The following is a 25,848-nucleotide window of genomic DNA, read 5'->3' as shown; positions in this document are numbered from 1 at the left end:
TTATATGCACAAGCGTTTTTGTTGCGCTCACACGTAAATTTTGCACTATCGCAATAGTGGCAATTTTGTGATAAAGATTACATTTTTACTTTTATTCATCGCTATTTAGAAAGCATAAATACCGCTTAAATCTTATAGACACGCGTGCTGGCTCAAATTTGGAGACACTAGATATAGGGATTATCTATACAACACGCCACTACAAATAGTGTTAAGTGGTAGTAGACTGTTAAATCGTGCCAAAAAGCACGAAATTAAATAATCATAAAGCAAAAACTTAAACACCACATAACGAAGGGAGACGAACCGTGACTATTACAGTTTTCACCAAGCCACATTGCCCACAGTGCGATGCCACAAAGCGTCAATTCACTAAGCTAGGCGTGAATTTTGAAACAGTAGACTTAACTCAAAGCCCTTCTACTTTAGACCAGTTGCGCGCTGCAGGATATCGCCAAGCGCCAGTGGTGATTACTCCAAACTCATCTTGGAGCGGATATCGTCCAGATTTGATTGCACAAATCGCAAGTCAATTAGAAAACAACAATCAAAACGATTAAAGCAGTCAAAAATCAACAATCAAAATATGCAAAGCAGTCAAAATAATCAAAGCAATTAAGAAGCATAAAAATGTGTGATCAAGAAAATATGTCACAACCAAGCGAGCCAGAAGCGCGCGCACAAGGCGAATCAATCGGAGCTGTAGTCTATTTTTCTTCCGTCTCCGAAAATACACTACGATTCGTAAAAAATTGCGATTTTCCAAGCAACAATGTGAACGTGTATCGCATACCGCTTCGACCAAAAGAGCCAGAATTGCACGTGCGCGAACCATACGTTTTGATTGTGCCAACTTACGGCGGCGGAAATATTAAGAAAGCAATACCAATGCAAGTGCGCAAATTCCTAAACAATCGCGAAAATCGTTCGTTTATTCGCGGCGTAATATCTTCTGGAAACACGAATTTTGGAGACGCATATTGCGCTGCAGGCGGTCAAATCGCAGGAAAATGCGCGATTCCAAATATGTACTCGTTTGAACTTACGGGAACTCAAGAAGACATAGAAAAAGTAGCGCAAGGAATACCAAGATTTTTAAGGCAATTAAAAGAAGCAGAAGAAACGAAATAAACAAAAACAACAAATACAGCATATAAACAAAAACAACCAGCGTTTGAAAAGCAAAAACAACGCACGAGGAAAGGAATAAAACCCATGAATAGCACGGATCCGATGAGCGAATCTACTTCGCTTAATCTTGATCACGCTGACGACGCCATCACTGCCAGCAGCAGCACAACTGCCGAACGCATTCGCAACAGCCGCGACTACCATGTTCTTAACGCTATGCTCGGTCTTTTTGACCCAGAAAAAGGCATTCAGTTTGATAAAGATCAGGAAGCAGAAAAGCTTTATGTTTCGGGTTACGTGCAAGAACACAGCATGAAGTTTGCTTCCACTCGCGAGCGCTTGAACTATTTGATTGACAATTACTACTACAACGGCAACGTTTTCCACAAATATAGCGACGAGTTTCTAGATAAGTTCTATGAGCACGCAGAAGCCGCTCACCACACTTTCGGTACATTCTTGGGTGCTTTTAAGTTCTACACTTCTTACGCTTTGAAGACTTTTGACGGAAAGAAGTATTTGGAAAACTTCGCTCAGCGCGCAGCTGCAGTCGCTTTGGAACTTGCAGATGGTGACGAAAAAGCAGCGCTTAACTATTTGGACGAGATGCTTGCAGGCCGTTTCCAGCCAGCAACCCCAACGTTCTTGAATCTTGGCAAAGCTCAGCGCGGCGAAGCTGTGAGCTGCTTCCTTGTGCGTTTGGAAGACAACATGGAGTCTATTGCGCGCGGAATTAATTCTGCTTTGCAACTTTCTAAGCGCGGCGGCGGCGTGGCTCTTCTGCTTACGAATTTGCGCGAACTTGGCGCTCCTATTAAGCGCATTGAGAATCAGTCGAGTGGCGTTGTGCCTGTTATGAAGCTTTTGGAAGATTCATTCTCTTACGCTAATCAGCTTGGCGCGCGTCAAGGCGCTGGAGCTGTGTATATTAGCGCGCATCACCCAGATATTATGCGTTTCCTCGATACTAAGCGAGAGAACGCAGACGAGAAGATTCGTATTAAGTCGCTTTCTTTGGGCGTTGTAATTCCAGATATTACTTTTGAGCTCGCTAAGCGTAAGGAAAAGATGGCTTTGTTTAGCCCTTACGACGTTGAGCGCGAGTACGGAAAGCCTTTTGCAGACATCTCCGTTACCGAGCATTACGATGAGATGGTTGCAAATCCTCGCATTCACAAGAAATACATCGACGCTCGCGAATTCTTTATGACTCTTGCAGAGATTCAGTTTGAATCCGGCTACCCTTACATTTTGTTTGAAGATACTGTAAATCGCACAAATCCTATTGAGGGTCGCATTACTATGAGCAACTTGTGCTCCGAGATTTTGCAAACTCAAGAAGCAAGTACATATAACGCCGACTTGTCTTATAGTCACGTTGGCCGCGATATTTCTTGCAATCTTGGCTCTCTTAATATTGCTAAGGCAATGGACGGCGATTTGGGTGCAAGCGTTGATTTGGCTGTGCGCGCACTCACTTCTGTCTCGGAGCACACTTCGATTGATTCTGTGCCTTCGATTCGTCGCGGAAACGCGGAAGGCCACGCTATTGGCTTGGGTCAAATGAATTTGCACGGTTTCCTTGCTCGCGAGCATATGCAGTACGGAAGCGAGGAAGCTCTTGACTTTACAGACATGTACTTTATGACGGTTGCCTACCACGCTTATAAGGCTTCTCACGCTTTGGCTGTAGAGCGCGGAACTGCTTTTGCAAGCTTTAAGATGAGCGCCTACGCTAAGCCTGCAGGCCAAGGAAACTACTTCGATAAGTATACAGATGGCAGCCGTTCTCTTGAGCCTAGAACTCAAAAGGTTCGCGATTTGTTTGCTCGTTTTAACGTTGCAATTCCAACCGTTTCGGACTGGGAAGCTTTGCGCGACGAGATTTTGCGCGACGGCATTTACAACGAGTATTTGCAAGCTGTTCCTCCAACTGGCTCAATCTCGTACATCAATCATTCCACGAGTTCGATTCACCCGATTGCTTCTCGCATTGAGATTCGCAAAGAGGGCAAAGTTGGTCGCGTCTACTATCCTGCTGCATACATGACGAATGACAATATGCAGTACTTTAAGGATGCATACGAGATTGGATGGAAGGCAATTATTGACACTTACGCGGAGGCAACTCAGCATGTGGATCAGGGATTGTCTCTTACTTTGTTCTTCCCAGACACTACGACTACTCGCGATTTGAACAAAGCTCAGATTTACGCGTGGCGTAAGGGCATTAAGACTCTTTACTACATTCGTATTCGCCAGAAGGCTTTGGAAGGTACAGAAATCGAGGGTTGCGTAAGCTGCACGCTGTAAACCTTATGGTTGTAAATCTTTCGCAAATTAAATCAAAAACTTAAAAATTTTATAAAACGTAAACACAGAATCAGGAGTAATTATGACAGAACTCGACCCAACCGAGCTTAGAAGTAGCCTCGATAAGCCTTTCGGCACGAACCGCGTAATCGCAGACGATGCTATGATGGCAGCTTCTATCACACCAGCTCAGTATCGCTATCATCACGGTTCGCGCGTGCGCCCAGTTAATTGGAACAATATTATTGACGACAAGGATTTGGACGTTTGGAATCGTCTTATTGCTAACTTCTGGCTTCCAGAAAAAGTTCCGCTGAGCAATGATATTCCTTCTTGGCGTTCCCTCACCGATCTTGAGCGCAAGACCACTACTCGCGTTTTTACGGGCTTGACTTTGCTTGATACCAGCCAGGCAACTATTGGCGAGCTTTGCCAGATTGAGCACGCTCGCACGGAGCACGAGCAGGCTATTTACACGAATATTGCTTTTATGCAGTCAATTCACGCGCGCTCCTACTCCTCTATTTTCTCTACTCTTTGCTCTAGCGAAGAGATTGACGAAGCTTATCGTTGGGCTGTTGGCAACGACGTTTTGCAGCAGCGCGTTACCACCGTGCTTTGTGAGTACGAGAGTGAAGATCCGCTTAAGCGCAAGATAGCAGCGACTATGCTTTCTTCGCTACTTCTTTACGCGGGATTCTACCTTCCACTTTACTTTGCTTCTCGCGGTAAGATGATGAACACTGCCGACATGATTCGCTTGATTTTGCGCGATAAGGCAATTCACGGCTACTATTCTGGCTACAAGTTCCAGCGCGGCTTGGAGCTTAGAAGCGAGAACGATAAGAAGAATCTTGAAAAGTTCACTATGAACTTGCTCGACACTTTGTACGATTTGGAAGTTGAGTATTCTGGTCAGATTTATGAAGGATTTGACTTCCACGATGACGTTTTTGACTTCGTGCGTTATAACGCTAACAAGGCTTTGATGAACCTTGGCTACCCTGCTAAGTACAGCGAAGAAGAAACTCACGTAAGCCCAGAAATTCTCGCAGCTCTTTCTCCTGCTGCCGACGAAAATCACGACTTCTTCTCTGGCTCTGGTTCCAGCTATATTATGGGCAAGTCTGTTGAAACTGACGACGACGATTGGGATTTCTAGTCACTTAGTTGTTTCATTGCTTCGTTAATTAGTTAATTAATCAGGTTGCTTATGTACTTTTCATAAGCAACCTCTTTTTTTTTATTTAATTATTTAAGAATATTTACATTTTGTAAATATTCTTAAATATCCGCGTACTTACTGAGTTATCTTGGCAGTTTTTGCTAATTTTGCAATTTTTGCTAGTTAGAATAAGTCATCATGAGATCCTAAGCGTAGAAATATAATGCAATCTTCTTTAACTTGATACAACAGTAGAACATCTGCAGAAACATGCAATTCATGCACGCCTTTATATGAGCCTTTAAGAATATGATCTCTATAAGTTGCAAGCTCGCGAGAATCTGCACCATTGCAAATAAGTCTTACAATATTGATTACTTGCTCAATATCGTAATGCTTCTGCTTATATTTCTTAACATCTCGCAGATAGATTGGACTATAAAATGGCGGTTTAGGCATTGCGCATCAGCTCAGCAAAATCGTCTACAGTGCCTGCAGCTATTGGTTTTTCTTTCATAGCTTCATCAATAGCGTGCTCGCATGGAGAACTTTCAAGTGAAAATGGGAAACGTTGCGTATTTACAATCTGATACAAAAATAGGTTGACTGCTGAACTCATATCAAGACCATAATGTTCAAGAACTTGCGATGCGCTATCTCGTATTTCTGGGTTAACTCTTACACTTAATCTGCCTGTTCTCGCTGTTTTTGTAGAAGTCATATCGTTTCCTTTAAGCTCAAAATCATAAATTTGTTATTCATGTTTTGCTTTATTATAACAGACCTACAGCACCCAACGTAATACCAAAGTAGCACCATTGTACACACAATTATTACTAAATCACAAGTTATCGTGGCAGTTTTTGTGATTTTTGCAATTTTTACCACGATAGCGCGTGATTTCGGCTGCGCGATATAGTACGTAACTATTGTCTCGTAATCAGTTAAAAAACATTGTTTGTGCGTCAACAAAGTTGATGCTTGTTTTGGCATGACGAGGATTGTAAGAAGTTGGATACTTTGTAAACAACATAAATATTTTCTTATAATCGCGATTTTTTGCATTCTCAACTAAAGTTGCTCGCTGCAACAACTTGCTCACCGCTTCAGCTTCGTTAAGATTATTACGCCACTTACATTCTGCAATAAGAAGCTGCTTGTTAATATCATCTTCTGCAACAATATCAATATCGGTTTGCTCACGAGCAATAGGGTCCGCACCCCACCATTTACCTAACTTAGTTGGCAAAAAGTCCATTCTGCCGATTTTGCATTGGCGCACGATCCACTGTTCGCACATTTTCTCAAACTGTTGACCTACAAAAGTGCTAAACACTTCATGTTCGCCACCAAGAACGCTACTTGCGGCAGCGTGTGAAAGTCCGCGTTCGATCAATCCTTTATTAGGTGCTACAAACCTATACCAATACGCAAAAAATGGGTCACAAATCTGCCATAATCCTTTTTTGCAATGAAGTGGATTCATGCCGAATGGAATATTTCTTTCAATTAATCCAAGGCCTTCTAATGTTTTCAAATACACGTTCACCGATGTAGCTGGCAATACAATACGATCAGATATCAAAGTCGGAGTATTGCATCCCGTTGCAAGAGCATTTAGCACACTATTGTATGTTGAAGGATCGCGCAATTCCTGGCGCATAAGCATGTCTGGTTCAGCGTACAAAATTCCCGAAATGTTAAAGCATAATTGCTCAAGATTTTCCGCAAACGAAGAGTTATTATCTAACTGTTCAATATAGTATGGCGTTCCTCCAAGGGATGCAAAATAGTTGATTTTATCTTCCCAAGTAGCATTATTTGGCATAAGCTCAGCTGCTTCAAAAAGGTTGAATGGCTGCAGGTGAATCTGTGCGGTACGTCTTCCGTAAAGTGGACTCTTTTTGCCAAGCACTTCACTTTCCATGAATCCTTCGTTGCTGCCGCACAAAATAAGAGTCATGTTAGCATTCTTAAATTTATGATCTATTGCGACTTGGAATGTTGACGCTAAGGATTTATCTGCTTGAGCTGCGTATGGAAATTCGTCGAAAACTAGAATAAGTGGAGATTGAGAAGCGCTTTGATTTGCGTTGTTAGATTGTTGCGCAACAAAATCTAGAGCGTTGTTCCAATTATTAAACGATCCTGTAGTTGGTGGAAGATTGAAGAAATCATACACAACGCGCGAGAAATCACGTAAATTCTCAATATTAGTTTGTTCGCGAGCAGTAAAAAGTATTGCGCGCTTATTTTTACAAAATTGTGAAATAAGCGAAGTTTTTCCTATTCGTCTTCGGCCATAAACTATTGCCATCTGGAACGAGTGTTTGCTGTTTTCATACAGTTTTTCCAGTACTTGTAACTCGTCTTGTCTGCCAACAAAAACCATATTCCACCTGCCGTTACGTCAATAATTGCAATATTTTTCAGCGCATCTTATAGCTGCTGAATCTGCGCTCAAGTTATTATAATTTAGATTATTATAATCATAATTATAATAATCTAAATTATATTATTTTGCAATATAAGCAAGGCAATCGAACGTTGTCATGGCAGAAATTACAAAAATTGCAAAAACTGCCACGATAACTCGGTAAGTACGCGGATATTTAAAAATAGTTCCAAAACGGAAATATTCTTAAATGTTGATTGTTAGGAACATACAAACTGCTAATAGTAAAAGTTTTTTAAAAGTTTTCTAAAAGCACTATCGTTAAAAATAGGTACGCCTATTTGTGTAGATAAAATCTGCACGTTAGTATGTTGATAATTTACAAAACAAGAATCACAAGGAGGTGCTTATTATGACTAATCCTTTGCGCGGTATACGAGAAGAAGATATCGTCAAGTATTTTAAAGATCACAATCTTTCAGTTGATAAGACGTATGTATTTACAATGAAATACGACCCTTGGTGGAAAGATTTAATCAAACTATTTTTGTTACCTAAATTATTCTATGTAGAGCAAGGCGTTGCTGCGCGTATTATTGCTGCCACTAATAATGAGTTTATTGTTGTTAATCCGAATGTAATTTTAGGCTCGGGTAATCTAGCTAAATTAGACGATAAGTATCTTCGTCGTATTGCGTGGAATCAACTCACTAATTTTGAAGTTATAAATAAGCCAACAACTCAAATAATTCGTTTTACTGCGAATGGTAAAACCGAAGAATGGAGTGTGCCAACGGAAAGTGCTAGCGTATGGCACTTTAATGTGTACAATCTTGATAATTTGAGAAAAACAATACAATCGCACATCTCTTGATAAGTGGATTCCAAAACAAGATACAATATATTGTATGAACACTACTTACGCAATTGTTGATAACGACACGCTTGTATTGCGATATATGCAACTTCTTCTGAAAAGTCGTTTGCCTGAAAACTTTGTTTGTGCATGGATGTGTTCTTCTGCAAAACAAGCTATTCATCGTTGCGTTACAGAAAATACTCCTGACGTACTTTTAGTAGATATGTCAATGAGAGAAATGAGTGGTGTTGATGTAATTAAAGCAATTCGCGAGCGCAATAGCAATATTGTTTTAATTGGCATTACTTCCTACATGCTAGATGAATACGTATTGCAAGTTGCTAAGTCGGGTGGTCAAGCGCTAGTGCATAAAGATAATTTAGCAGACGTAGTTGCAGCCATCCAATCGCGCGCAACAAGCTACGGTTGTCCAGAATTGCCACAATATATTGACTATTTTCACACTCCGCAAGAATCATTCAATATGATTTCTCAACTTCCGAAGACTTCAGTTTTGTCTCCTCAAGAATCGGAAATTATGCGCTTGTGCAAACAGGGGTATTCTACGAAAGAGATTGCAGATCAGCTTAATGTGAAAGTTTCAACAGTAAACACGCATTTACGGCGTATTTATGGAAAACTTCAAGTCCGAAGTCGAATGCAGGCGCTTGCTGCGCTCGCAAAGTATTCGCATGACATATAACGTGTAAGAAATTAACGTGTAAAAGTAGGTAGTTATGAAATTATTAACGCGTATGATCAATTTTTTGCCGCATGATGCCTGGCAGAAAATTGGAATTGGTGTAATCATAAGTTGTACTTTGATTCTTGAAATTTGTTCTTATAATAATCTTCATTACTATTCTAATTGGCATGCAATTACAGTTGAAATAGTATGGATTGTAATATGCTTGTGCATTGCAATATGGCCTCGTAAAGCATCTTTTATTGTGCTCATTTGGATGCCGTTGGTAATTATTGCGCCAAATATCAACTACTCATCTATGATGCTTACCATATTGATCTGTTTGGCAATTGCTGTAATCACTCAGCCTTGGTACACTGTGCTTTCTTCTTGCGGAGTATCTTCATGGTTCTTTATTATCTGCGATTTTCAAAACGCTCATGTGTTAGCGTGGTGGCTTCTTATCGTTCTTATTTCTAGCGCAATCGTAAAATACTATATTTCTACTATTCACCAACAGCAGGAACAGTTATTTGCACAGCGTTACAACGTTTTTCAAAAATATGCCACTATTGCCGCAATTCGCATGCACGATGAAGTAACTAATGAACTTTCCAGCATTATGATGATGGCTCAACAATCTATTGAACCTCAAACGACTCATGACCAAGAGCATGAAAATTCGCGAGAGATTCTTCAACGTGCTACTACAACTGTTCATAGAGCACGTAATATCATTTCTCTTCTTGACAATGCTACAACTGCAAGCACTGGCGATGTTATGCAATCGACTACATGTTATGAAGATTTTTGTACAGGATTACGCGTTTTATTTGATGGTGAGCAAAAGTCATTTGAGAAGCTTGGCTATATTGGTTCCATTGACTTGAATAGTGATTTAGCTGCTGAAGATTCGAAATCAACGCATTTGCCTTTTGAAGAATGTGCTCAAATTGAGTATATTTGCCGAGAACTGCTTGCGAACGTAAAAAAGCATGCTGCAAAGCCTAAAGAATACGCCATGAATGTAATGCTTAATGACCATGAATGTCATATTACGTGTATAAATAGTGCGCAACGCGGTATTCTTGCTAACTTGCAATTAGGATATGGACTGCGTTTTCATAAGATGCTTGCGGAACGCGTTGGTGGAACTTTTAAAGTTATTGAAGATGGCGATTCGTGGATTATTAATGTACACGTTCCGCTTCATGTAGAGAAATAGCCATTGTGCAAGATACTTATTGTGCTTTCTTGCGCGTTAATCGAGTATTTGGACGTGTCTGCTGCATGGCAGATGCAAGTAGGCGGTTAATTTGCAATGCAGAATGCTGTTTCGTTGCTATGTTATACACGTTATCGTGGCAGTTTTTGCGAATTTTGCGATTTTTGCCACGATAACGCATGATTTGAGTGATGCTAGTTTAGTGGAATAACAACATTGACCAGCCAAGTGTCGTCATCTTTTTGCGCGCTTAAAGATCCACCTAAACGTTCCACAGATTTTTTGTGGAATAGTAGCCCTTTGCCAAAAACAAGCCTTTCACCAAACTTATTCAACGTCGAAATCGAATTCATACACATTATTTTGCATTCGCGCTCATCAACCGTAACATTCATAGAAAAATCAACGCTAGTATTGCAATGCTTGCGAATATTAGTAAGCAGCTCGCTGCACATGCGAATAGCACATTGACTTTTTCGGCATCAACTATTGCAGATGCAGCAAAATCGTTACTTACCGAACTTTCATCATTTACTGTTAGAGAGCCATAGTACCCAAGCTGCTCACAAATCTTACGTTCAGCCTGTAAGCGCGCGCGAATATTGCATAAGAAATCAGCCAAAGTCATGCAATCATTACCATTAGAACCATAAACGAACTGCGTGCTAGCAATACTAGCAATATTTGAATCTAAAGAATCATCATACTTATGCTCAGCTTGCTCAAGTAGATTAATAACAAGTCGCGTTTTAGAAAGCGCATTACGAGAATGCTCAACAATCTGCTCTAGCGACTCTTTTGTATGATCACTTTTCTCGGCATACAAAGCATCAGTCGCAAGCAATGTAATATCCGTAATCTCATTGTTCACATCGTCGTGCAATTGCAATGCAACAGAAGCAATATAAGACTGGAACTCACTGCGCACAATATCCATTTTTGCGCGATTATTTTCTTCCAACATGTTCAAATACTTGCGCAAAGCGTAACCGCAAATCATGGAAATAAGAATAAAACAAGGGAAAGTAAGCGGAATGTACGCCATTTTTGCAAAGTACATAATATTCAGCGAAACTATGTACGCACAAAGCAAATACTTCCACGAATCATAAAAGCCTGCAACAAGCATGCTAGCGAGCAGCGCAAAAAACACGCAGGTTGCATTTACGCCTGGTACTGCTAACGTTACGCAATATAAAATCGGAGTTACGAGGGATATTTGACGCGGAAAAGCAATCATAAGAAAAGTTGCAAACATCCAAATGTATTGGCACGCAGATTGTAATGGGTTGCGCCACAACCAAGCTGTATTGCAAGATTGCACATCCATTGACACTACAAGAATCGCCAATATTATGAATAAAGTTCGCTGAATTTTCCAGCTTTTAACCAACTCAATAACACGCGAAAATGTTTTCATTAACATGCGCTATCCGTTTCTTGAGAAGGATTCGGGTGATTTTGCGTCGAATCATAAGCATATTGCAGATTGCTAGCTTGCTCACGATTTTGCATTGCAGCAAATGCGGATATTGCTTGCACGCGGTTAGAAACGTGCAATTTTTTGTAAATCCTATGAATATGCGTGTTAATAGTGTTTGGCATAAGACCAAGTTGAGCCGCAATCTGATTTGTTGTGTAGCCTTTAGCAAGCAAATCCATGATTTTTAGTTCTTGAGGCGGCAAAACGCTGCGCGACCTTGATTTAGAAAGTCTAATAAAAGATTCTTGCGGAGTAGCAAAATCGTAAGCAACATTCTTAACGCAACGGCAGCCATACACGTGCTGATTATCGCAATATTGCAAAGCTTCTGCTAGTCCTTTGAAATTGTCTTTAGCAACCATAGCTTGCCCACCAACTTGCGAAACCATCGAAGCGTAGGATCTACAATCGTACGAAGTCATGCCAATTAAAACAATGCTGTTGTTTTGTTCACGAATTGCGCGTATTACCTCTACTCCAGACATGTCTTTCATTGACATATCTATCAAAATATAATCCGGAGTGGTTTTTGTTACTTGGCAATATTTCAAAGCTTGCACGCCTGATTTTACGCACCATTTGCACACGTACTCGCTTGGCAAAAGCTTGCTGAGCACGTTTCGCATAACCGCTAAAACTAATGGGTCGTTATCTACTATTGCATACGTTTTTGGCATAATGGCTTTCTTGCAATCACACGCTACTTTTCTTATATTCTACTTTATAAACGCGCGCAAAGTAGGGCAAATTGTGTAGTAATAAATGATTACAAGTAATGCACGTAAGTCAAATTTGGTTATAATAAGTAACAATATGTGACTTTTGGTTGCGTTGAAATTCATATTCAATAATGATTGCAGCAGGATTATATGACAAAACGATTAGTAGTATTACACTCCGCAGAAGTAGCTGCGATGGCGCTTGCCTCAACAGCTGCTTTTATGCGTAGCTTTGACTTTTTCGTTTTGTGGCTTGTTCTAGGACTTCTTTCTGTTGCATTGTATTCTTATGCATATTTTTTCTTGCGTAAAAGCGTTATTAAAGAAAAAAATGCGTATATAGAAAATAATATATCTAAGATTGATGGCGATGGCGCTAACAGCATAAGTAGTGATGTTGAGAATACAGAGAACAACAAAGATTACATAATTACGCTTGAGCAAGAACGCAAAAAAGTCGAATCACAAAATAAGCAAATACTCAACAATTACTCAAATAATTTAATAAATATTATTTCATGCTTTATTTGTGGGCTTATTCACGTTCCTTGGATTTATTACTACGGAATTGCAAACGGCGTTTTAACATTGGTGATTTTGTGGCGAGTAATAAAGCGCCCACAAGGTCACCCTATTGATGAAAGCGATTTTTAAAGATTTAAGACTTTAAGGATTTAAGCTTATTGCTGATCTTCCATTGAAAGATTTAATCCTTTTGCAGCATTGCGAAAATATTCTATGTGATCGCCATAACCGTCTGCAATAATAGCATCCTCTTTTACAACAAAAGAGCCATTTTCTAGCACAATATATTTTGTAAAGAATTCTTCTAATTGCTTAGCTAATTCATCAATTTCATCTTGCGAAAGCTCTTCGCTACTATTTTCCGCAAAGTTATCTTCCTGCTTTTGAATTTGATTAATGCTATTTTCGCAAACTTTTCCTATTTTGTTTACGTTATCTTCTGGCTGCCAAGAGTTTATGCCAAAATCACTCATGCTTACACTACCAATATTTGCGCTACTCATGTTTGTATCTCCTTGTATTTGTAATATATTCACAACTTATATTCGCAACACATATTTTCAATATATTTGTGCGTTGCTTTAAGTCTAATTACAAACATTTTCCGTGCAATCTTGAGTACTAAGTTCTGAGTACATAGTATTTCTCGAAGACTTGCAGCATTTATACTAGAAATACAAAATGCATACGAACGATAAGCAATGTACATGAATTAGCTACAATGCTCACAAACAAAACAGCAAATTGGAAGGGAAACAACTCATGAGCAAGGACTCTATAAAACTTATTAAAAAAACGCTTATTTGGATTCTTAAGTGGGCAATATTTACAGCAATCGAATTCCTTCTTTTGTACGTTGCGCTTATATCTTGGAATCATGATTTTGCACAGTTCATGAACGAATACAGAAATGCGATTATTCCATTTATGGCAGCAACTGGAGCTATGGCAGCGGCGATGATTCGCGACGAAGGCACTATTCTTGAAGTCAAAGATTAAGGTAGATATGGTACTAAAACGCAATATTGCAAACAATAAGCAATTTATGATATAACTTCGTTACGCCGTGACTGCGCCATATTGCAGGTTTGAGGTTAATCTTCAACACGGCGTCTATTTTTATTATTTCAATTTTCAATAATGCAGCTACCATTAGGCACGGCGACTACTCCGAATCCTTCCGCCTTACCTTGACTATTTCTACGAACGTTATTTCTTATCATATTATAAAAAGTTGAATCTCTTTTAGAGCATTTTCTATAAACTGCTCCTGCAACTAAATCTGCAAACTGTACACCTACGCTGTGATGCGAAGCTGCTATAAATAATCCTTCAATTAAATTGTTATAATCAGCTCGATGTGAGTCATGATTATTAAGCAGGTCAAAATGGAAATCATCAAGTTGCTTATTTTGCTTACTATTACGAGCATCAATAACTATCATTCCGTAAATTAGATTATGTAAATATTTATGAGCTATTGTGTTTAATACAAATACGAGTATACTTTTACCTTCTACGGGTATAGTGTAGAGATTGTACTAATACAATGCATTAACTAATGCCAAACTTCAGCAGATAATATGGAGCTAGCAATGAGAAGAAATAATAAATATAAAAGCATGCGCATACTTACTACTTCAACTATCATTGCAGCAATGTCACTACTTTCTGTATGTCCAATAAGTGCATTAGCTATTACTCCCCCATCAGCAGAAGTAACCGTAACTAACCCAGCTCCAAAAACACAACTTGTTGTAGATGGCACAAACGGATTAGATTCCAACGATGGATCTGAAAGTAAGCCATTAAAAACTATTCAAAAAGCTCTTGAAAAAGCCACACAAAAACCTGCAAATATCAACATTAAAGGCAATTTTTCACTTAATGCACCTATAGAAATTCCACAAGGCATTACACTTTCTATCGATAAATCCGGCGCCACAATAACAGGCTCGAATAATGCCAACGATGGAATCACGCTGAAATCTGGTTCCACACTTCGCGGTGACGGCGAATTGAAAATGACTGCATTTAAGGTAGCACTTACAGCAGAAGAAGGCTCTCTTATTACGGACGGCACATACAATTTCAAAGATAACGGAGTAGAAGACAGTCACGGAATCTACCTTGCGGGAACAATAAAAGGTACAAGCAAAGATAAATTAACAATTACCGCTGACGACAACTATGATACAAATTTTTATGCTGATGGTATTACTTTCGAAAACGCTACTATTAACGTTAAATCACAAATTCGCACATGGTTTGATGCAAGAGATTTAACTTTGAAGAATTCTTCACTTACTGTAGCAGGCTTTGGAATGTCATACTACGTAAACAAATTAAACATGGATAATTCGGAGTTTGTGATTAATAAAATTGGTTGGAGGCACCCAACTGGTTTAACAATTCAAGGCGACTCAACTGTTACCAATAATTCACGAATTGTTGCGAATGCAGGATCTACAGCAGGCATTTCCGTTGGAATATCAAACGGAAAATTAACTGTTACCAACTCTACTCTTGAATTTAATAATGGTGGCGCCGGCGGCTTAAATGTAAATACCGGAAAAGTAATTATCTCCGATTCTACAATCAAAGGCAATGGAAAAAATAGTGGAGCGCTTTTTGGAGCTCAGGAAAACGGATCTATTGAACTTAGAGAAGACTGCTTAATAGATAGCCCGGCAATCAAAAATGCAGATGGTGGAGCTGGAACAGGAAATAGCTATGTTGTTACTGGAGGCTCGCACATGGTTACATATGCTCCTGATTATCACAACAACAGGGGAAGCACTGTTCCTGTAAACGGTAAAGAAAACGGTAATGAAAGGCTAAGTCTCTTTACTCTTGCTGATAGTTCTGTAAATGAGATAAAACCAATTAACAAAAATGGAAATGCCTACATATACTCAGTTAAAAAAGCTTCTAAAGATAACAAAAAGCACGTATGGGTTCCAGCAGCAAAAGTGACATTCGAGCTCAATGATACAAATGCTGAGGATTCTAAAAAAGCTAAAGAAGCTATATTCTCTGACTTTTCAACTAAAGCAAAAGAATCCCTTGCCGTACGAGGTTACGCATTAAACTTTGCAAAAACAGTTGCAGGAGGAAGTACTGAAGTACCAGCAAATCCAATTGCTCCTGGATATAAGTTCCTCGGGTGGTTCTGCAAGAACGCTCAGAATAGCGAGCAAAAATTTACTGAAAAAATGATAATTAAAAGCGACACAACAGTGTACGCAAAGTGGGAAAAAGATCCCTCATCTTATGCTGTTCGCTACCATAATTGCGCTCAAGATGATGCAACATACCTTGTTAGTGAAACTAGTCCAAAACGCACCAGCAAAGTTCTTTCATTCGATGAAGTTATTAAGAATAATGCAAAATTCGCTCGAAAGGGAATGGTCTTCAAAGGTTGGACTACCGAGGAAAACGGCAAAGGCAAGACTGTAAAAGCAGGTAGCAATATTTCTATATCGCAGAGTGAAAACTTAATTGACTTATATGCTAATTGGGAAGAAAAAGAATTTACAGTAAAATTCTCTGCGAATGGCGGAACTTTCTCCAATAACAGTATCTTTAAGACGAATACAAAAGTATTTGAGATTAAAGATGAAGATGGCGGAGATGTTGCTGTTGTGAAGAAAACAGCAAAATTTAGCGAAAACAGGACGCTAATCAATCTTATTAAAAGCTTGGATAAAAGTGTCAGCATAGACACTCCTGGCATTAGCGGCAAAGCAAGTTCCGATTCAGATGCAAATTATACGAATCTTGCCACGCGCAAATATTATCATTTAATAAATGAGAAAAAAGAAAACTCATTCTTTGGCTATGTGTATAGCACAGATTACTGCTACTGGTTCAAAGACAAGGATGGAACAGAAAAAGCTGACATTAATGACAAATCACAAGTGAACGATGATCTTACCTTCTACCTTAAGTGGGAGCTTGATTCAAACGTCGAACAGATACAACCGGAGACTCTTGATCTTCCAGCAGATTTATTAACTGGCGATAACACAGCAACTACAGCATACAAAGTTACACCAGGACAAACTATTGATTTCACTGGCACAATCACAGCTTCAGTAGTGAAAGACCAAATGAAAGCGATAGAAAATACTTTTAAAACAGTGAAAGAGGAAAATTATAGCAATATTGCTCTCAGCGATATGACATCTTCTTTCACGGCTACATTTACTATTCCAGACGGTTTAACACTGCCTAAAAATATCACAAAAAATACGCTTAAGCTCGATGGGTTCTCAGATACTTTTGCTATCCAGAATGTGAAAGTTAAAGGCAAGACTGTAACAGTTACTATTAATTTGAAATCTGGCATTACAACGTATGCAGCATTGAAGGCAGCAGTACAAACAAATCTTGGCGACACAATGAAAATCACTATTCCGGGAATAAAGATAAACCAAGATTTCTCCGGAAAAGCTACAATCGTTGGAACCGTATCGGGCTCATTCCACGCAGCTGCAACATTTAATGAAACAACGAAATTATTTGACTTTACTTGGAATGGCTCACAAACAAGCGAAGGGAAAAACTCTGACGCAGCAGCAGGTGCTAATGGTATTTCTCTCACCGTAGAATATGATCCACCAACTCCACCGACTCCACCAACACCGGAGCCAACGCCTGATCCGGAGCCGACACCAGAACCGGAACCAACACCGTGGCCAAAACCTGCGCCACTACCAAAAGAAAATCCAAATAATAAAATCGTAGAAAAGCACAAAAACGAGAATAACCAACTTCCAAAAACAGGAAGCGAAATATTACTGACTGCCTTTTCTGCGATTGCAGCATTCGGACTTGCTGTAGTAATCGCAAAATTAAAGCGCATAAAATAAATAAACAATAATAGGGGTTAGTACTGAAGCAACTGCAGCACTAGCCCCTATTAATTACAGACGAATATTCAACAATATAATCACGGTTATATTAATCACGGTATATTAAAAATTAAGGTTGCTGTAAATTATTGCGCGGATACGATTGAAGCCTCTTGACGAGCAACGTCAAGCGCTTTATTGAAGGCATCACTAGTCCAACTTGCTCCAGCAACAACCGAAATATGCAAATCTTTTAACGGTTTTCCAACGATTTTTCCTGGAATAGCCTCACTAAAAGCGCTCATGTGTTTTTTGGAGATTGGCGTAAACGGGTGAGACGTTATTTGCACACTGCTAATATTTCCATTTGCAACGCTTAAATTCACGTCAATGCTATCTTCTGCAACTGGCCCATACTTAGCTTTGATTTTGTAATCGCCATCTTTGTAATTGCCAGTGTCTGTTTTAGGCGAATTTTGCTGATTTTGCTGATTTTGCTGATTTTGTGAATCCTCACTTTGCGCAGAAGCGTGCGATTGCTGAGCGCCAGAATCGTAAGACTTCGAAGCATTGCCACTATCGTTTTCGCTTTGACCAGAGTTTCCTGCAAACTCATCATTCATTGGAACGGCACTTGGCTCACCGCAAGACGCAAGAAGCGCACTTGAACTAGCCAAAACCGCAATCGCAGCAACCGTTTTTGCAATTTTTTTAGACTTCAAATCATCACGCAAATTGTCGCAGCGTGAAACATTGTGAAACATATTGTCTAAAATCATAAATCATCGCCTTTAAATCTTAAATTAAAACTATGCACAACTAATCATCTAAAAACTAATCATCTAAATTCGCTAATTTAGGCGACTTAGTAGGCTCATGATTTTGCAAAGATTGCGCAACGCTTTCATCAACATGCGCACTCGTAAACGCAGGCTTGCCACCAATCACCTCGTACGCTTTGCGCGCCTCCTCATTATTCCAGCGCTCCCCAACAAGCACACCGTGGTTGAGCATAATTTCACGATCCGCGCATTGAGCTACCAAAGAATCGTGCGTTACAACAATAATCGTAGTGCCTTGGGAATGAAGCTGCTTAAATAAGTCGAGTACAATCTGCTCATTCTTTTCGTCCAAATTACCAGTCGGCTCATCCGCAAGAAGCAACTTCGGGCAGTTAATAAGAGCACGCGCAACACACACGCGCTGCTGCTCACCACCAGAAAGCTGACTTGGTAAATGATGTGCGCGGTCCTTTAATCCCACGCGTTCCAAGGCTTCCATTGCTTGCGATTCATCTACAACTGAATGATAATATTGCGCAACCATCACGTTTTCTACGGCTGTTAAATGTGGCACAAGATAAAACTTTTGAAACACAAGACCGATTACGTTTTTACGAACGTCTGCAAGCTGACCCGCGTTCAAATCCTCGAGTTTGCGGCCTTGCAAAGCAACGGAGCCTTTAGACGGCGAATCCATGCACCCAATAATGTTCATTAGCGTAGTTTTGCCAGAGCCGCTCGAGCCAACAATCGAAAGCCACTCGCCTTGCGGCACAGTAAGCGACAAATCGTCAACAGCGCGAAGAGAGCCGTAAATCTTGGAAACATGGTCCAAAGTCAACAGCATTTCTGGCTTTGAATCTGTATTTTCCTGCCTATTTTCTACATTATCTGCCATATCAAATCCTTAAAAATCCTTAACTAAACATTCTAAAAACATTCTAAAATCACTATAAAAGCTATTCTTCTCGAAGCACAATCGCAGGGTCGATTTTTGAAGCGCGCAAAACAGGCGGCAACGCAGCAACGCAAGACGCTGCAACGCTAAACACAATAGAAAACGCCACCAGCCACCAATTCACGCTCAAATCTCGCGCAAACACCATTGACGCAAGCAATCGCGCAAATCCATACCCCACTGCCGTACCAGCGATTCCGCCAATAAAACCATAAAGCCCAGATTCTGCAGTGAACTCAATGCCAATGCTTTTAGCGCTCGCACCCAAAGCTTTGCGCAAGCCAATCTCATTTCGGCGCTGTTGCACAATCGAAGAAATCGTAGTGCTTACGCCAACCATCATCAATGCAAGAACAACCAGCGAAACAATCCAAAATAGGCTGCGAAGCATAGCAATAATGCCAGTATCTGCCGCTGTAACTTTAGTAACTTGTTGCGCACGAACACGCATAGAAGTCATATCGTTAATGCTGCGCACAACAGCATCTACGTTCGGCGCAGAAGACGAGTAAGCGATCACGTCCGCACCGCGCTTAACGCCTGTAAGCACACGCAAATCCGCGTTAGTTGCGTAAAGCATGGAATCTTCGGCGTCTCCCGTATCTAAAATGCCGCAAACGCGGAAAGTTGTGCCGTGAGTATCCATAATATCTGTGGAAACTCTGCCTTCAACAAGCTTTTTTGAGGAAGATTTATCTGCTTGATTATCTGCTTGATTTTCTGCTTGATTACCTTGCGACTTACCTTCCAACTTTTGCGCGGGCTTGTGCGAATCCGAGGAATTATCGCCAGCGCGATACGCGATTGCAATGCGCGAACCAATCTTCAATCCCATAGCCGAAGCAACATCTCGCCCAACCATAACGTTGCCACTGCTAGGCCAAGCGCCGTCCACGTTCCAATGCTTATTAAGCGACTTAACATCGGAAACATCCACTCCAGCAAGCACGTACGGAGCCGCATTAATGCGCACATTTTCATAACGGTAGGTAGCAGATCGCATAGCACCTTTTGCAAGAACCATGTCGTTAGTATGCAAAACCATTGCGCGATCAATGCCATTTTTCCACTCGCCTGCAAGCGGCGTCACAATAATATTCGCTCCGTACGTGCGCATTTCGTCACTCATTTGTTGAGGAACAACAATGCAGATTGCAGCCAAGCAAAACAGCGTAGCAGCACCAACAAGAGTGGCAACTACTGCCATAAGCGCACGCGACTTTCGGCGAAAAACCGCGCCAAAAAGCATAGTCGCAAACATTGCGCTATTAGAAGTCATACCCGAACCAGATTTAACGCCCATGAAGCACCTCCGCAGGACGCACATGCAAAATAGAGCGAATAGAAGAGCCAGCAGCAGCAAGAACAGTAATCGCAAGAAGCACAAACACCAGCACAAACACCATTGGTCGAAGCGAAATCGCAGAACCAAACACGCTAAATCCAATCACTTGCGCAACGCCAAAGCCTGCAATCATACCAATAAGCGCACCAACGCACGCAATAACCGCTGTTTCCATAAGCATTAGCCGCGCAACAGCGCCATCGCGCGCACCCAGCGCCTTGAGCAGCGCAAGCTCCCCCGAGCGCTCCGAAATCGCAGCCGCCATAAGATTCGCAACCGCAACAGCTGCCGCAACCAAGCTAAGCGCCGTCATAAGCACCATCACAGCGCGCGTTTTGTTAAGCACGCTGCCTTGCATAGCCGAAACTTGCCGCACTTGCTTTGCAACAGCTCCTGGAATCACTTCTTCAATTTGGTAAGTAATCGAGCTTGGGTAAGCTGTGCAATACCACGTCTCCCACTCTTCTTGGCTAAGAGCCGCTGGATTCTTCGCCGCTTTACGCGCTAAATCGTTTTCTGGCGTAGTCAATGCTTTAACTTCAATCGCCTCAACCATATTTGGCTTGTTTGAAAGGCGTTGTGCCTGGCTGGAATCCGCGTAAATCGCGTTATTGTCACTATCTCCAGAATCGTAGATGCCAACAATTTTAAGTGAGATTTGCCTGCCAGAACGAGTTAGTTTTATTAGCTGACCAACTTTTAAATTATGACTTTTAGCAAGATTTGTGCCAACAGCGGCCTCGCGCTTAAAATCGCGCGGGAATCTGCCTTCAAGCATCTTCCACCAAGACCGCATTCCTTGCACGCCAACAACTGTTGTCTCTCCAGAAGCGAGCGCAAGCTTGCGATTAAACCACGTGCCAACAATCGGAACTACTGAATTAGCAGATTTAGCGGAATTAGTGGATTTAGCAGAAGAAGAATTAGCAGATTCGACAGAAGAACTTGCTTTAAGATTTGCATAAATCGTTAGTTTTGGCGCAAAATTCGTTATGTTAAACGCCCAAAAAATCATTTTAATTTTTGCAGCATCCGATTCCTTCAAAAAAGCGGTAGATTCTTCGCTTTCCGCATCCGCCAAAGTTTGAGAAGTTTGAGAAGTTTGCGAATTACTATAGTCCGACTTTGTGCGAGACGCATACAAGTCGTTCACAACAGCATTCGACTTAGGCTGAACAATAATATTGGATCCGTAAGAGCTAAGCTCCGCGTTAATTTTGTCTCCAACGTCGTAAACAACGCTAAGCATTGCAACGCTTACACACGCACTCAAGCACACAACAATCGCTATAAGAACTCGCTTTTTAATCTGCCTAGCAAGAGATCGCGCAACCATTCGAATCATAAACATTTGCAAGCACTCCTACTTAAAGTGCGAGCTAAGCACGTCTAAATCGGCTGTGTGAATGGTAATTTTGCCGCCACCAGCCTTGTATGGGAATGGAATCGGGTTGCATCCGCCCTTAAAACCAATAGTCGCCAAGTTTATAGCAACATCGCATTTTCGGCATATTATCTTGCCGTCTTTTTCGTAGTAACCTGCGTCTCCGCAATTTTCGCAAGCATCCAAGCCCACACCATACGCTCCACCATTTTTCTTGATGATTATAAAGCGCATAACAGTGCCATCTTTAGCTTTGTATTGGAATCTATGCAAGTGGCCATCGCTAATTTGCACAAAGTTGATTGTTGCTACGCCATCATGCAGCTCGTACGGTTCTGGCGGCGTAAGCGTTGGCTTAATATTCATAAGAGACACGCCAGCAGTAAGCGTAAGTATTACTACGATTGCAGCCATTAGCGCCGCAAGCGCGGACCTTCTAGACTTGCGCTTAAACGCTCGCTTTGCGCGGATTTGTGCAGGATTTTCTCCATCTACAGGCGTCTTAAAACCAATTACAAGAGAAGCGAATGCAGGAATCAAAAACACGCAAATTTGCGCAATAATCATAAGCGGAGCGTTGTTTATAAGCCAAACAAGAATGCTAAACGAAAAATCGTCTATATACAGCAAAATACTTCCTTGCATAATTTGCAGCAGGGATGTTAAATGCTGAATTAGCAAAATTATTAAGCTTAGAATAATTGCGATTTTAAAGGCGCCAATACTCGCGGTTGTGCGCAAAGATCGCACCATAAGACTTATGCAAATCGCAGCAGCCGCGCCAAGAATAAATCCTAGCGCGCGAAGAAGCATATCGGAAGTAAACGGAGGCGTGCTGGAGTCAACGAAAATCGTAAGCTGCAAAATCACGTCTGGGAGCGCGTAAAACACTGTAAACGCTAGGCAAAGCGCGCCAATTGCATTACTTATATGCAAGGGCAGCGGATTTTTGCGCCATTTTGCAACCGTTTTGCCAGACGCGCCAACACAGGCGATTGTTGCAATATCTAGCGGAACAGCAATGCAAAGCGCTGGAAGATTCACAAAATTGCGCTGATTAATCACCACGCTTGCGCGCAAAAATGCAAAAACAAGAGCCGCAACTGTTCCAAAAATCAAACCAAAAAGTCGCCAGCGGCAGCTGATTGGCTTATCTCGTCCCTCGCCAACGCTTAGCGTTGCGCTTAATCCCATTGTAAGCAGCGCAAGAGGGAGCAGCCCTGGAAGTACTGTAACGAACAGCCTGAGCATGTTCCCTCCTTTGCTGTTTATGTGTTATTTGTTATCTATTTTTGTTTTTTATTTATGCGCCATTTTGCACTATTTATGCATTACTCATGCATTCCACTGGCAAAATTACCACTGACGTGGAGTGTACTTCCAATCGTCGAATGTAGCGGTAATTGGCTCAGTCCAGAATCGGCCAGTCACGCCCGTAGCAGGATCTACGTGAAGCATCCAGCCCTTCTTTTCTGGCGATTCAACAGAAAGCACTAACTTGTAGTTTCCAGCCTTATCGAGCTTAACATTTGCACCGTAGTGTGGGCCGTCGGAAGCGTTCATTTGCATAAACGTGCCCTTTACAACAGCGTCGCCGCTCGCCTTATCAATAATTTGATAATTCACAGTCAAATCTGGAATAAACTCGCCCTTTCCGTAGCCAAGCTGTGCACCTTTCTTGTTTGCGTGAATATCTGCCTCAAGGTGGAAGCTTGCCTCGCTTGCCTTTAAGCCCATGCCTGCTGGAACCATGTCGACTGGCTGGAAGTACACAGCGCCAATCGTAAGCGGGCCAATGTTCTGGTCTTGGTGAGGTCCAACTGGAACCTCTTCAAAGCCCTTGTCTCCGCCCTTATCGTCAGCCTTTTGCTCGGATGCTTGTGTCTTAGCAGCAGATTTTGCCGCGTTTCCGTTTGCACCGCAACCAGTGAGTGTTAGCATTCCTGCCAGCGCTAAGGCTGCAATTGCCATCATCTTTTTATTCTTCATATCTAACCTTTTCTATTAGTTATTGTTTATTATTGCTTGATTTTTAGTTTTGATTTTTAGTTTTGACTTATCCGTTAACTGTTGCCAACGGTTGCTTGCGATTTTCGCGCGCGCACAAAACTCACACACAACAGCGCAACAACTACGATTGCAGCTACGACTTGCGCCGAAATCGTTTCAACGTACGGATAGAATCCAAGCCAATCGTTAGTTGGCAAGCCTTGAATATACGCGCCAGCGAGCGCATCGCCCTCTATAAGCGCATGCACACCTCCGCCAGCAAAAATCACCACTAAAATGCACATAAGCGCGCTTGTTCCTGCAAAGAATGGGCGAATCGGTATGCGCACAGACGCAAAGCGAATCAGTAAGAAGATTACAACTAGAACAGCAGCTGCAGCCACGAATCCGCCCCAAATCATGGAGTCAGCTCCGCTTGATACAGCAAAAATCGCTTGGTAGAAGATTACGGTTTCTGCACCTTCGCGAAACACTGCTAGGAAGCTTAGCAACGCTAGAGAAATCAGGCTGCCTTTAGAAACGGCTGCCGTTGTTTGGTTGCGAATATACTCGTTCCAAGCTTGCACAGAAGATCTTGAAATCATCCAATTACTTGTGTACAGCAGCATAAGCATTGCAAACAGCGCCACAACGCCTTCCGTAATCTCTTGCTGCGGTCCAGAGCCATTGAATAACAATCCAAATAGCGCAGCAACAACAAGCGATGCCGCAATTCCAGCAACAAGACCCATGTAAATGTACTTAACCATGCTCTTGTGCCCAGATTTAATAAGATACGCGATTATTGCAGCAACAACTAGCAGAGCTTCCAACCCTTCGCGAAGCAAAATTATAAAAGCCTGACCAAAGGAGCTTGTTATAAATTGCATAAACACATTGGCATTAGCCGCCGCACCGCCGTCTAGCTTAGATGCATCTTCAATAAGCATTGACTTAAGATCTGTAAACAGCTTTTTTGTTTGCGCAAATGATTTGCCATTGTTCATAGCTTGCCTGCACTCTTTGAATTGATATTCAACAGTGCTTACTCGGCTTCCGCTTATTGCGTTCATAACGTTCTTCTCGAAACCGAGCTTTTCGTAATACTGGTAATAGGCTTCGTTCACTAAATCAACAGCTTTTGCAACTTCTTGCTTATTTGCTTTTGCTGCTTTATACGTTGATGCAGATTTGTCGAGTATAACGTTCATTTCTCGCGCTACTTGACTCCAAGTTCTGCCGTTTCGTCCAAGATTCTTCTTTTTTGCAGCATCGAGCTTTTTGCGTTCTTTTGCGATTTGCGCACGCAATTTGGATGCATAAACATTCGGCTTATCTAGATTTGCGTTTGAGTCTAATTGAGATGCGGTTTGCGCAACGTCTGCTTCTAGAGCAGATACAACTTCACTAATTTGCGCGGCCTGATTTTGTTGATATACCAGCGTTTGTAACTGTTGGAATTGGTCACTTTGCGATTGGACTTTATTCTGACTAATCGCATCTCGCACAACTGTAATCATGTTTGAAGCTACATAAACAGAGTTGTATGCAGCTTGAAACCTGGTTGCTGCTCCTGCCATATTTGCGTTTGCATACTCGCTTTTGCCTTGTTCTAGCTGATCTTTAATAGCTAAAGAAACTTCCGACCAAGTGTTGTATGTTTTATTGGCATCCGTAGCATAAGCAGGCGTTGGAGCTGCGATTAGTCCAGCAAGCCCAGCAACACCAGCAAACCCAGCAAACCCAGCAAACCCAGCAAACCCTATTGCGCAACTTACAAAAACGCATATAGCAAGTAAAAATGCATACACTTGCCGTGCTTTTTGGCGCGCTTTTGCACACGCGTGCATAATGTCTCCATATCTCCTTTGGCTCTAATCCCCATCGAGCGCACCCAACTTCTTTTATTTTCGTCCTATTTTTTAGTTTTATCTGCAGCTTTTATCTTTAAGTTTTAGCTTCAGTTTTTAGTCTTCAGTTTTAATCGTTCAAATTTTTTGGCGATTTCTACGCGGTTGTTCTGTTTTGTTATAT

The 25,848-nt window shown here is 41.3% G+C and carries 23 protein-coding genes and 1 pseudogene; 10 read left to right on the top strand and 14 right to left on the bottom strand.

Translation table 11 applies throughout. From position 1 onward, the window contains the following. Window positions 1–308: 308 nt before the first annotated feature. The 4 genes from NYP69_RS05300 to nrdF all read left to right on the top strand — a co-directional run bounded on the left by NYP69_RS05300 (window position 309) and on the right by nrdF (window position 4,606). Window positions 309–560 carry a glutaredoxin family protein gene (locus NYP69_RS05300; protein ID WP_004133561.1) on the top strand — a complete coding sequence of 84 codons (252 nt, stop codon included), beginning with the start codon at window positions 309–311 and terminating at the stop codon, window positions 558–560. Between the two features lie 70 nt (window positions 561–630). Further along, window positions 631–1,131: a class Ib ribonucleoside-diphosphate reductase assembly flavoprotein NrdI gene (gene nrdI / locus NYP69_RS05295; RefSeq protein ID WP_115794051.1), complete on the top strand. Its 501-nt coding sequence runs from the start codon at window positions 631–633 to the stop codon at window positions 1,129–1,131. 84 nt (window positions 1,132–1,215) lie between these two features. Further along, window positions 1,216–3,444, top strand: a complete 2,229-nt coding sequence (nrdE, locus tag NYP69_RS05290; protein ID WP_473410709.1) for a class 1b ribonucleoside-diphosphate reductase subunit alpha — start codon at window positions 1,216–1,218, stop codon at window positions 3,442–3,444. An 82-nt stretch (window positions 3,445–3,526) separates the two neighbouring features. Next, the gene (nrdF, locus tag NYP69_RS05285) at window positions 3,527–4,606 is read left to right on the top strand and encodes a class 1b ribonucleoside-diphosphate reductase subunit beta (protein ID WP_473410708.1); all 1,080 of its coding nucleotides are present in this window, start codon (window positions 3,527–3,529) and stop codon (window positions 4,604–4,606) included. A 186-nt stretch (window positions 4,607–4,792) separates the two neighbouring features. Here the strand turns inward: nrdF and NYP69_RS05280 are convergent, their stop codons facing one another. The 3 genes from NYP69_RS05280 to NYP69_RS05270 form a co-directional block, all read right to left on the bottom strand. After that, entirely contained in the window at window positions 4,793–5,068 is a 276-nt protein-coding gene (locus NYP69_RS05280; RefSeq protein WP_012913985.1) for a type II toxin-antitoxin system RelE/ParE family toxin, read from the bottom strand. Beyond that, window positions 5,061–5,330, bottom strand: coding sequence for a type II toxin-antitoxin system RelB/DinJ family antitoxin (locus NYP69_RS05275; RefSeq protein WP_018631986.1), 270 nt, complete (start codon window positions 5,328–5,330; stop codon window positions 5,061–5,063). The genes NYP69_RS05280 and NYP69_RS05275 overlap by 8 nt, the downstream gene beginning before the upstream one ends. A gap of 219 nt (window positions 5,331–5,549) precedes the next feature. Continuing rightward, a complete protein-coding gene (locus tag NYP69_RS05270; RefSeq protein WP_415691421.1) occupies window positions 5,550–7,001 on the bottom strand; it encodes an ATP-binding protein in 1,452 nt (483 codons plus the stop codon). A 415-nt stretch (window positions 7,002–7,416) separates the two neighbouring features. On the opposite strand from NYP69_RS05270, the gene NYP69_RS05265 reads away from it, so the two are divergent. The 3 genes from NYP69_RS05265 to NYP69_RS05255 are packed head-to-tail and all read left to right on the top strand — an operon-like array spanning window position 7,417 to window position 9,773. Beyond that, window positions 7,417–7,878, top strand: coding sequence for a hypothetical protein (locus NYP69_RS05265; protein WP_004131591.1), 462 nt, complete (start codon window positions 7,417–7,419; stop codon window positions 7,876–7,878). A 34-nt stretch (window positions 7,879–7,912) separates the two neighbouring features. After that, the gene (locus NYP69_RS05260) at window positions 7,913–8,566 is read left to right on the top strand and encodes a response regulator transcription factor (protein ID WP_004131589.1); all 654 of its coding nucleotides are present in this window, start codon (window positions 7,913–7,915) and stop codon (window positions 8,564–8,566) included. A gap of 34 nt (window positions 8,567–8,600) precedes the next feature. Continuing rightward, window positions 8,601–9,773, top strand: coding sequence for a sensor histidine kinase (locus tag NYP69_RS05255; protein ID WP_004133576.1), 1,173 nt, complete (start codon window positions 8,601–8,603; stop codon window positions 9,771–9,773). A gap of 194 nt (window positions 9,774–9,967) precedes the next feature. On the opposite strand, the pseudogene NYP69_RS05250 reads toward NYP69_RS05255, so the two are convergent. After that, window positions 9,968–11,199, bottom strand: a pseudogene (locus NYP69_RS05250) (histidine kinase). Further along, a complete protein-coding gene (locus NYP69_RS05245; protein ID WP_020759145.1) occupies window positions 11,193–11,933 on the bottom strand; it encodes a response regulator transcription factor in 741 nt (246 codons plus the stop codon). Before NYP69_RS05245 ends, NYP69_RS05250 begins: the two are co-directional and overlap by 7 nt. Window positions 11,934–12,125: 192 nt before the next feature. On the opposite strand from NYP69_RS05245, the gene NYP69_RS05240 reads away from it, so the two are divergent. Beyond that, a complete protein-coding gene (locus NYP69_RS05240; RefSeq protein ID WP_018631968.1) occupies window positions 12,126–12,629 on the top strand; it encodes a hypothetical protein in 504 nt (167 codons plus the stop codon). Window positions 12,630–12,655: 26 nt separating this feature from the next. On the opposite strand, the gene NYP69_RS05235 is transcribed toward NYP69_RS05240, so the two are convergent. Beyond that, window positions 12,656–13,003, bottom strand: coding sequence for a hypothetical protein (locus tag NYP69_RS05235; RefSeq protein ID WP_018631966.1), 348 nt, complete (start codon window positions 13,001–13,003; stop codon window positions 12,656–12,658). 259 nt (window positions 13,004–13,262) lie between these two features. Between NYP69_RS05235 and NYP69_RS05230 the strand changes: the two genes are divergently transcribed. Then, on the top strand, window positions 13,263–13,499 hold the full coding sequence (locus NYP69_RS05230; protein ID WP_032813307.1) for a hypothetical protein: 237 nt from the start codon (window positions 13,263–13,265) through the stop codon (window positions 13,497–13,499). A gap of 128 nt (window positions 13,500–13,627) precedes the next feature. Here the strand turns inward: NYP69_RS05230 and NYP69_RS05225 are convergent, their stop codons facing one another. Continuing rightward, on the bottom strand, window positions 13,628–14,005 hold the full coding sequence (locus tag NYP69_RS05225) for a DUF3800 domain-containing protein (RefSeq protein ID WP_308299570.1): 378 nt from the start codon (window positions 14,003–14,005) through the stop codon (window positions 13,628–13,630). Between the two features lie 78 nt (window positions 14,006–14,083). Between NYP69_RS05225 and NYP69_RS05220 the strand changes: the two genes are divergently transcribed. After that, complete coding sequence (locus tag NYP69_RS05220; protein ID WP_346284182.1) at window positions 14,084–17,374, top strand: InlB B-repeat-containing protein; 3,291 nt, start codon at window positions 14,084–14,086, stop codon at window positions 17,372–17,374. A 128-nt stretch (window positions 17,375–17,502) separates the two neighbouring features. On the opposite strand, the gene NYP69_RS05215 is transcribed toward NYP69_RS05220, so the two are convergent. The 7 genes from NYP69_RS05215 to NYP69_RS05185 all read right to left on the bottom strand — a co-directional run bounded on the left by NYP69_RS05215 (window position 17,503) and on the right by NYP69_RS05185 (window position 25,664). Next, window positions 17,503–18,135, bottom strand: coding sequence for an FMN-binding protein (locus tag NYP69_RS05215; protein WP_473410707.1), 633 nt, complete (start codon window positions 18,133–18,135; stop codon window positions 17,503–17,505). Between the two features lie 55 nt (window positions 18,136–18,190). Continuing rightward, window positions 18,191–18,985 carry an ABC transporter ATP-binding protein gene (locus NYP69_RS05210; RefSeq protein ID WP_473410786.1) on the bottom strand — a complete coding sequence of 265 codons (795 nt, stop codon included), beginning with the start codon at window positions 18,983–18,985 and terminating at the stop codon, window positions 18,191–18,193. Between the two features lie 112 nt (window positions 18,986–19,097). Beyond that, complete coding sequence (locus NYP69_RS05205; protein WP_473410706.1) at window positions 19,098–20,399, bottom strand: ABC transporter permease; 1,302 nt, start codon at window positions 20,397–20,399, stop codon at window positions 19,098–19,100. After that, window positions 20,389–21,792, bottom strand: a complete 1,404-nt coding sequence (locus NYP69_RS05200; RefSeq protein ID WP_473410705.1) for an ABC transporter permease — start codon at window positions 21,790–21,792, stop codon at window positions 20,389–20,391. The genes NYP69_RS05205 and NYP69_RS05200 overlap by 11 nt, the downstream gene beginning before the upstream one ends. Before the next feature lie 12 nt (window positions 21,793–21,804). Next, complete coding sequence (locus NYP69_RS05195; RefSeq protein ID WP_473410704.1) at window positions 21,805–23,076, bottom strand: Fe-S-containing protein; 1,272 nt, start codon at window positions 23,074–23,076, stop codon at window positions 21,805–21,807. Between the two features lie 105 nt (window positions 23,077–23,181). After that, window positions 23,182–23,814: an iron transporter gene (locus NYP69_RS05190; protein WP_473410703.1), complete on the bottom strand. Its 633-nt coding sequence runs from the start codon at window positions 23,812–23,814 to the stop codon at window positions 23,182–23,184. A gap of 74 nt (window positions 23,815–23,888) precedes the next feature. Continuing rightward, on the bottom strand, window positions 23,889–25,664 hold the full coding sequence (locus tag NYP69_RS05185) for an FTR1 family iron permease (RefSeq protein ID WP_473413007.1): 1,776 nt from the start codon (window positions 25,662–25,664) through the stop codon (window positions 23,889–23,891). Between the last annotated feature and the right edge of the window lie 184 nt (window positions 25,665–25,848).

Source organism: Gardnerella sp. c17Ua_118, assembly GCF_055804255.1.
Note: the sequence above shows the minus strand (reverse complement) of the source record. Positions and strands in the feature narration are given on the sequence as shown.

Coding starts and splice junctions, on each gene's coding strand:
- nrdE (WP_473410709.1), top strand. CDS start 1,216: ATGAATAGCACGGATCCGATGAGCGAATCTACTTCGCTTAATCTTGAT.
- NYP69_RS05215 (WP_473410707.1), bottom strand. CDS start 18,135: ATGATTTTAGACAATATGTTTCACAATGTTTCACGCTGCGACAATTTG.
- nrdI (WP_115794051.1), top strand. CDS start 631: ATGTGTGATCAAGAAAATATGTCACAACCAAGCGAGCCAGAAGCGCGC.
- NYP69_RS05205 (WP_473410706.1), bottom strand. CDS start 20,399: ATGGGCGTTAAATCTGGTTCGGGTATGACTTCTAATAGCGCAATGTTT.
- NYP69_RS05200 (WP_473410705.1), bottom strand. CDS start 21,792: ATGTTTATGATTCGAATGGTTGCGCGATCTCTTGCTAGGCAGATTAAA.
- NYP69_RS05260 (WP_004131589.1), top strand. CDS start 7,913: ATGAACACTACTTACGCAATTGTTGATAACGACACGCTTGTATTGCGA.
- NYP69_RS05240 (WP_018631968.1), top strand. CDS start 12,126: ATGACAAAACGATTAGTAGTATTACACTCCGCAGAAGTAGCTGCGATG.
- NYP69_RS05270 (WP_415691421.1), bottom strand. CDS start 7,001: ATGGTTTTTGTTGGCAGACAAGACGAGTTACAAGTACTGGAAAAACTG.
- NYP69_RS05210 (WP_473410786.1), bottom strand. CDS start 18,985: ATGCTGTTGACTTTGGACCATGTTTCCAAGATTTACGGCTCTCTTCGC.
- nrdF (WP_473410708.1), top strand. CDS start 3,527: ATGACAGAACTCGACCCAACCGAGCTTAGAAGTAGCCTCGATAAGCCT.
- NYP69_RS05280 (WP_012913985.1), bottom strand. CDS start 5,068: ATGCCTAAACCGCCATTTTATAGTCCAATCTATCTGCGAGATGTTAAG.
- NYP69_RS05185 (WP_473413007.1), bottom strand. CDS start 25,664: ATGCACGCGTGTGCAAAAGCGCGCCAAAAAGCACGGCAAGTGTATGCA.
- NYP69_RS05265 (WP_004131591.1), top strand. CDS start 7,417: ATGACTAATCCTTTGCGCGGTATACGAGAAGAAGATATCGTCAAGTAT.
- NYP69_RS05255 (WP_004133576.1), top strand. CDS start 8,601: ATGAAATTATTAACGCGTATGATCAATTTTTTGCCGCATGATGCCTGG.
- NYP69_RS05195 (WP_473410704.1), bottom strand. CDS start 23,076: ATGCTCAGGCTGTTCGTTACAGTACTTCCAGGGCTGCTCCCTCTTGCG.
- NYP69_RS05220 (WP_346284182.1), top strand. CDS start 14,084: ATGGAGCTAGCAATGAGAAGAAATAATAAATATAAAAGCATGCGCATA.
- NYP69_RS05230 (WP_032813307.1), top strand. CDS start 13,263: ATGAGCAAGGACTCTATAAAACTTATTAAAAAAACGCTTATTTGGATT.
- NYP69_RS05235 (WP_018631966.1), bottom strand. CDS start 13,003: ATGAGTAGCGCAAATATTGGTAGTGTAAGCATGAGTGATTTTGGCATA.
- NYP69_RS05190 (WP_473410703.1), bottom strand. CDS start 23,814: ATGAAGAATAAAAAGATGATGGCAATTGCAGCCTTAGCGCTGGCAGGA.
- NYP69_RS05275 (WP_018631986.1), bottom strand. CDS start 5,330: ATGACTTCTACAAAAACAGCGAGAACAGGCAGATTAAGTGTAAGAGTT.
- NYP69_RS05245 (WP_020759145.1), bottom strand. CDS start 11,933: ATGCCAAAAACGTATGCAATAGTAGATAACGACCCATTAGTTTTAGCG.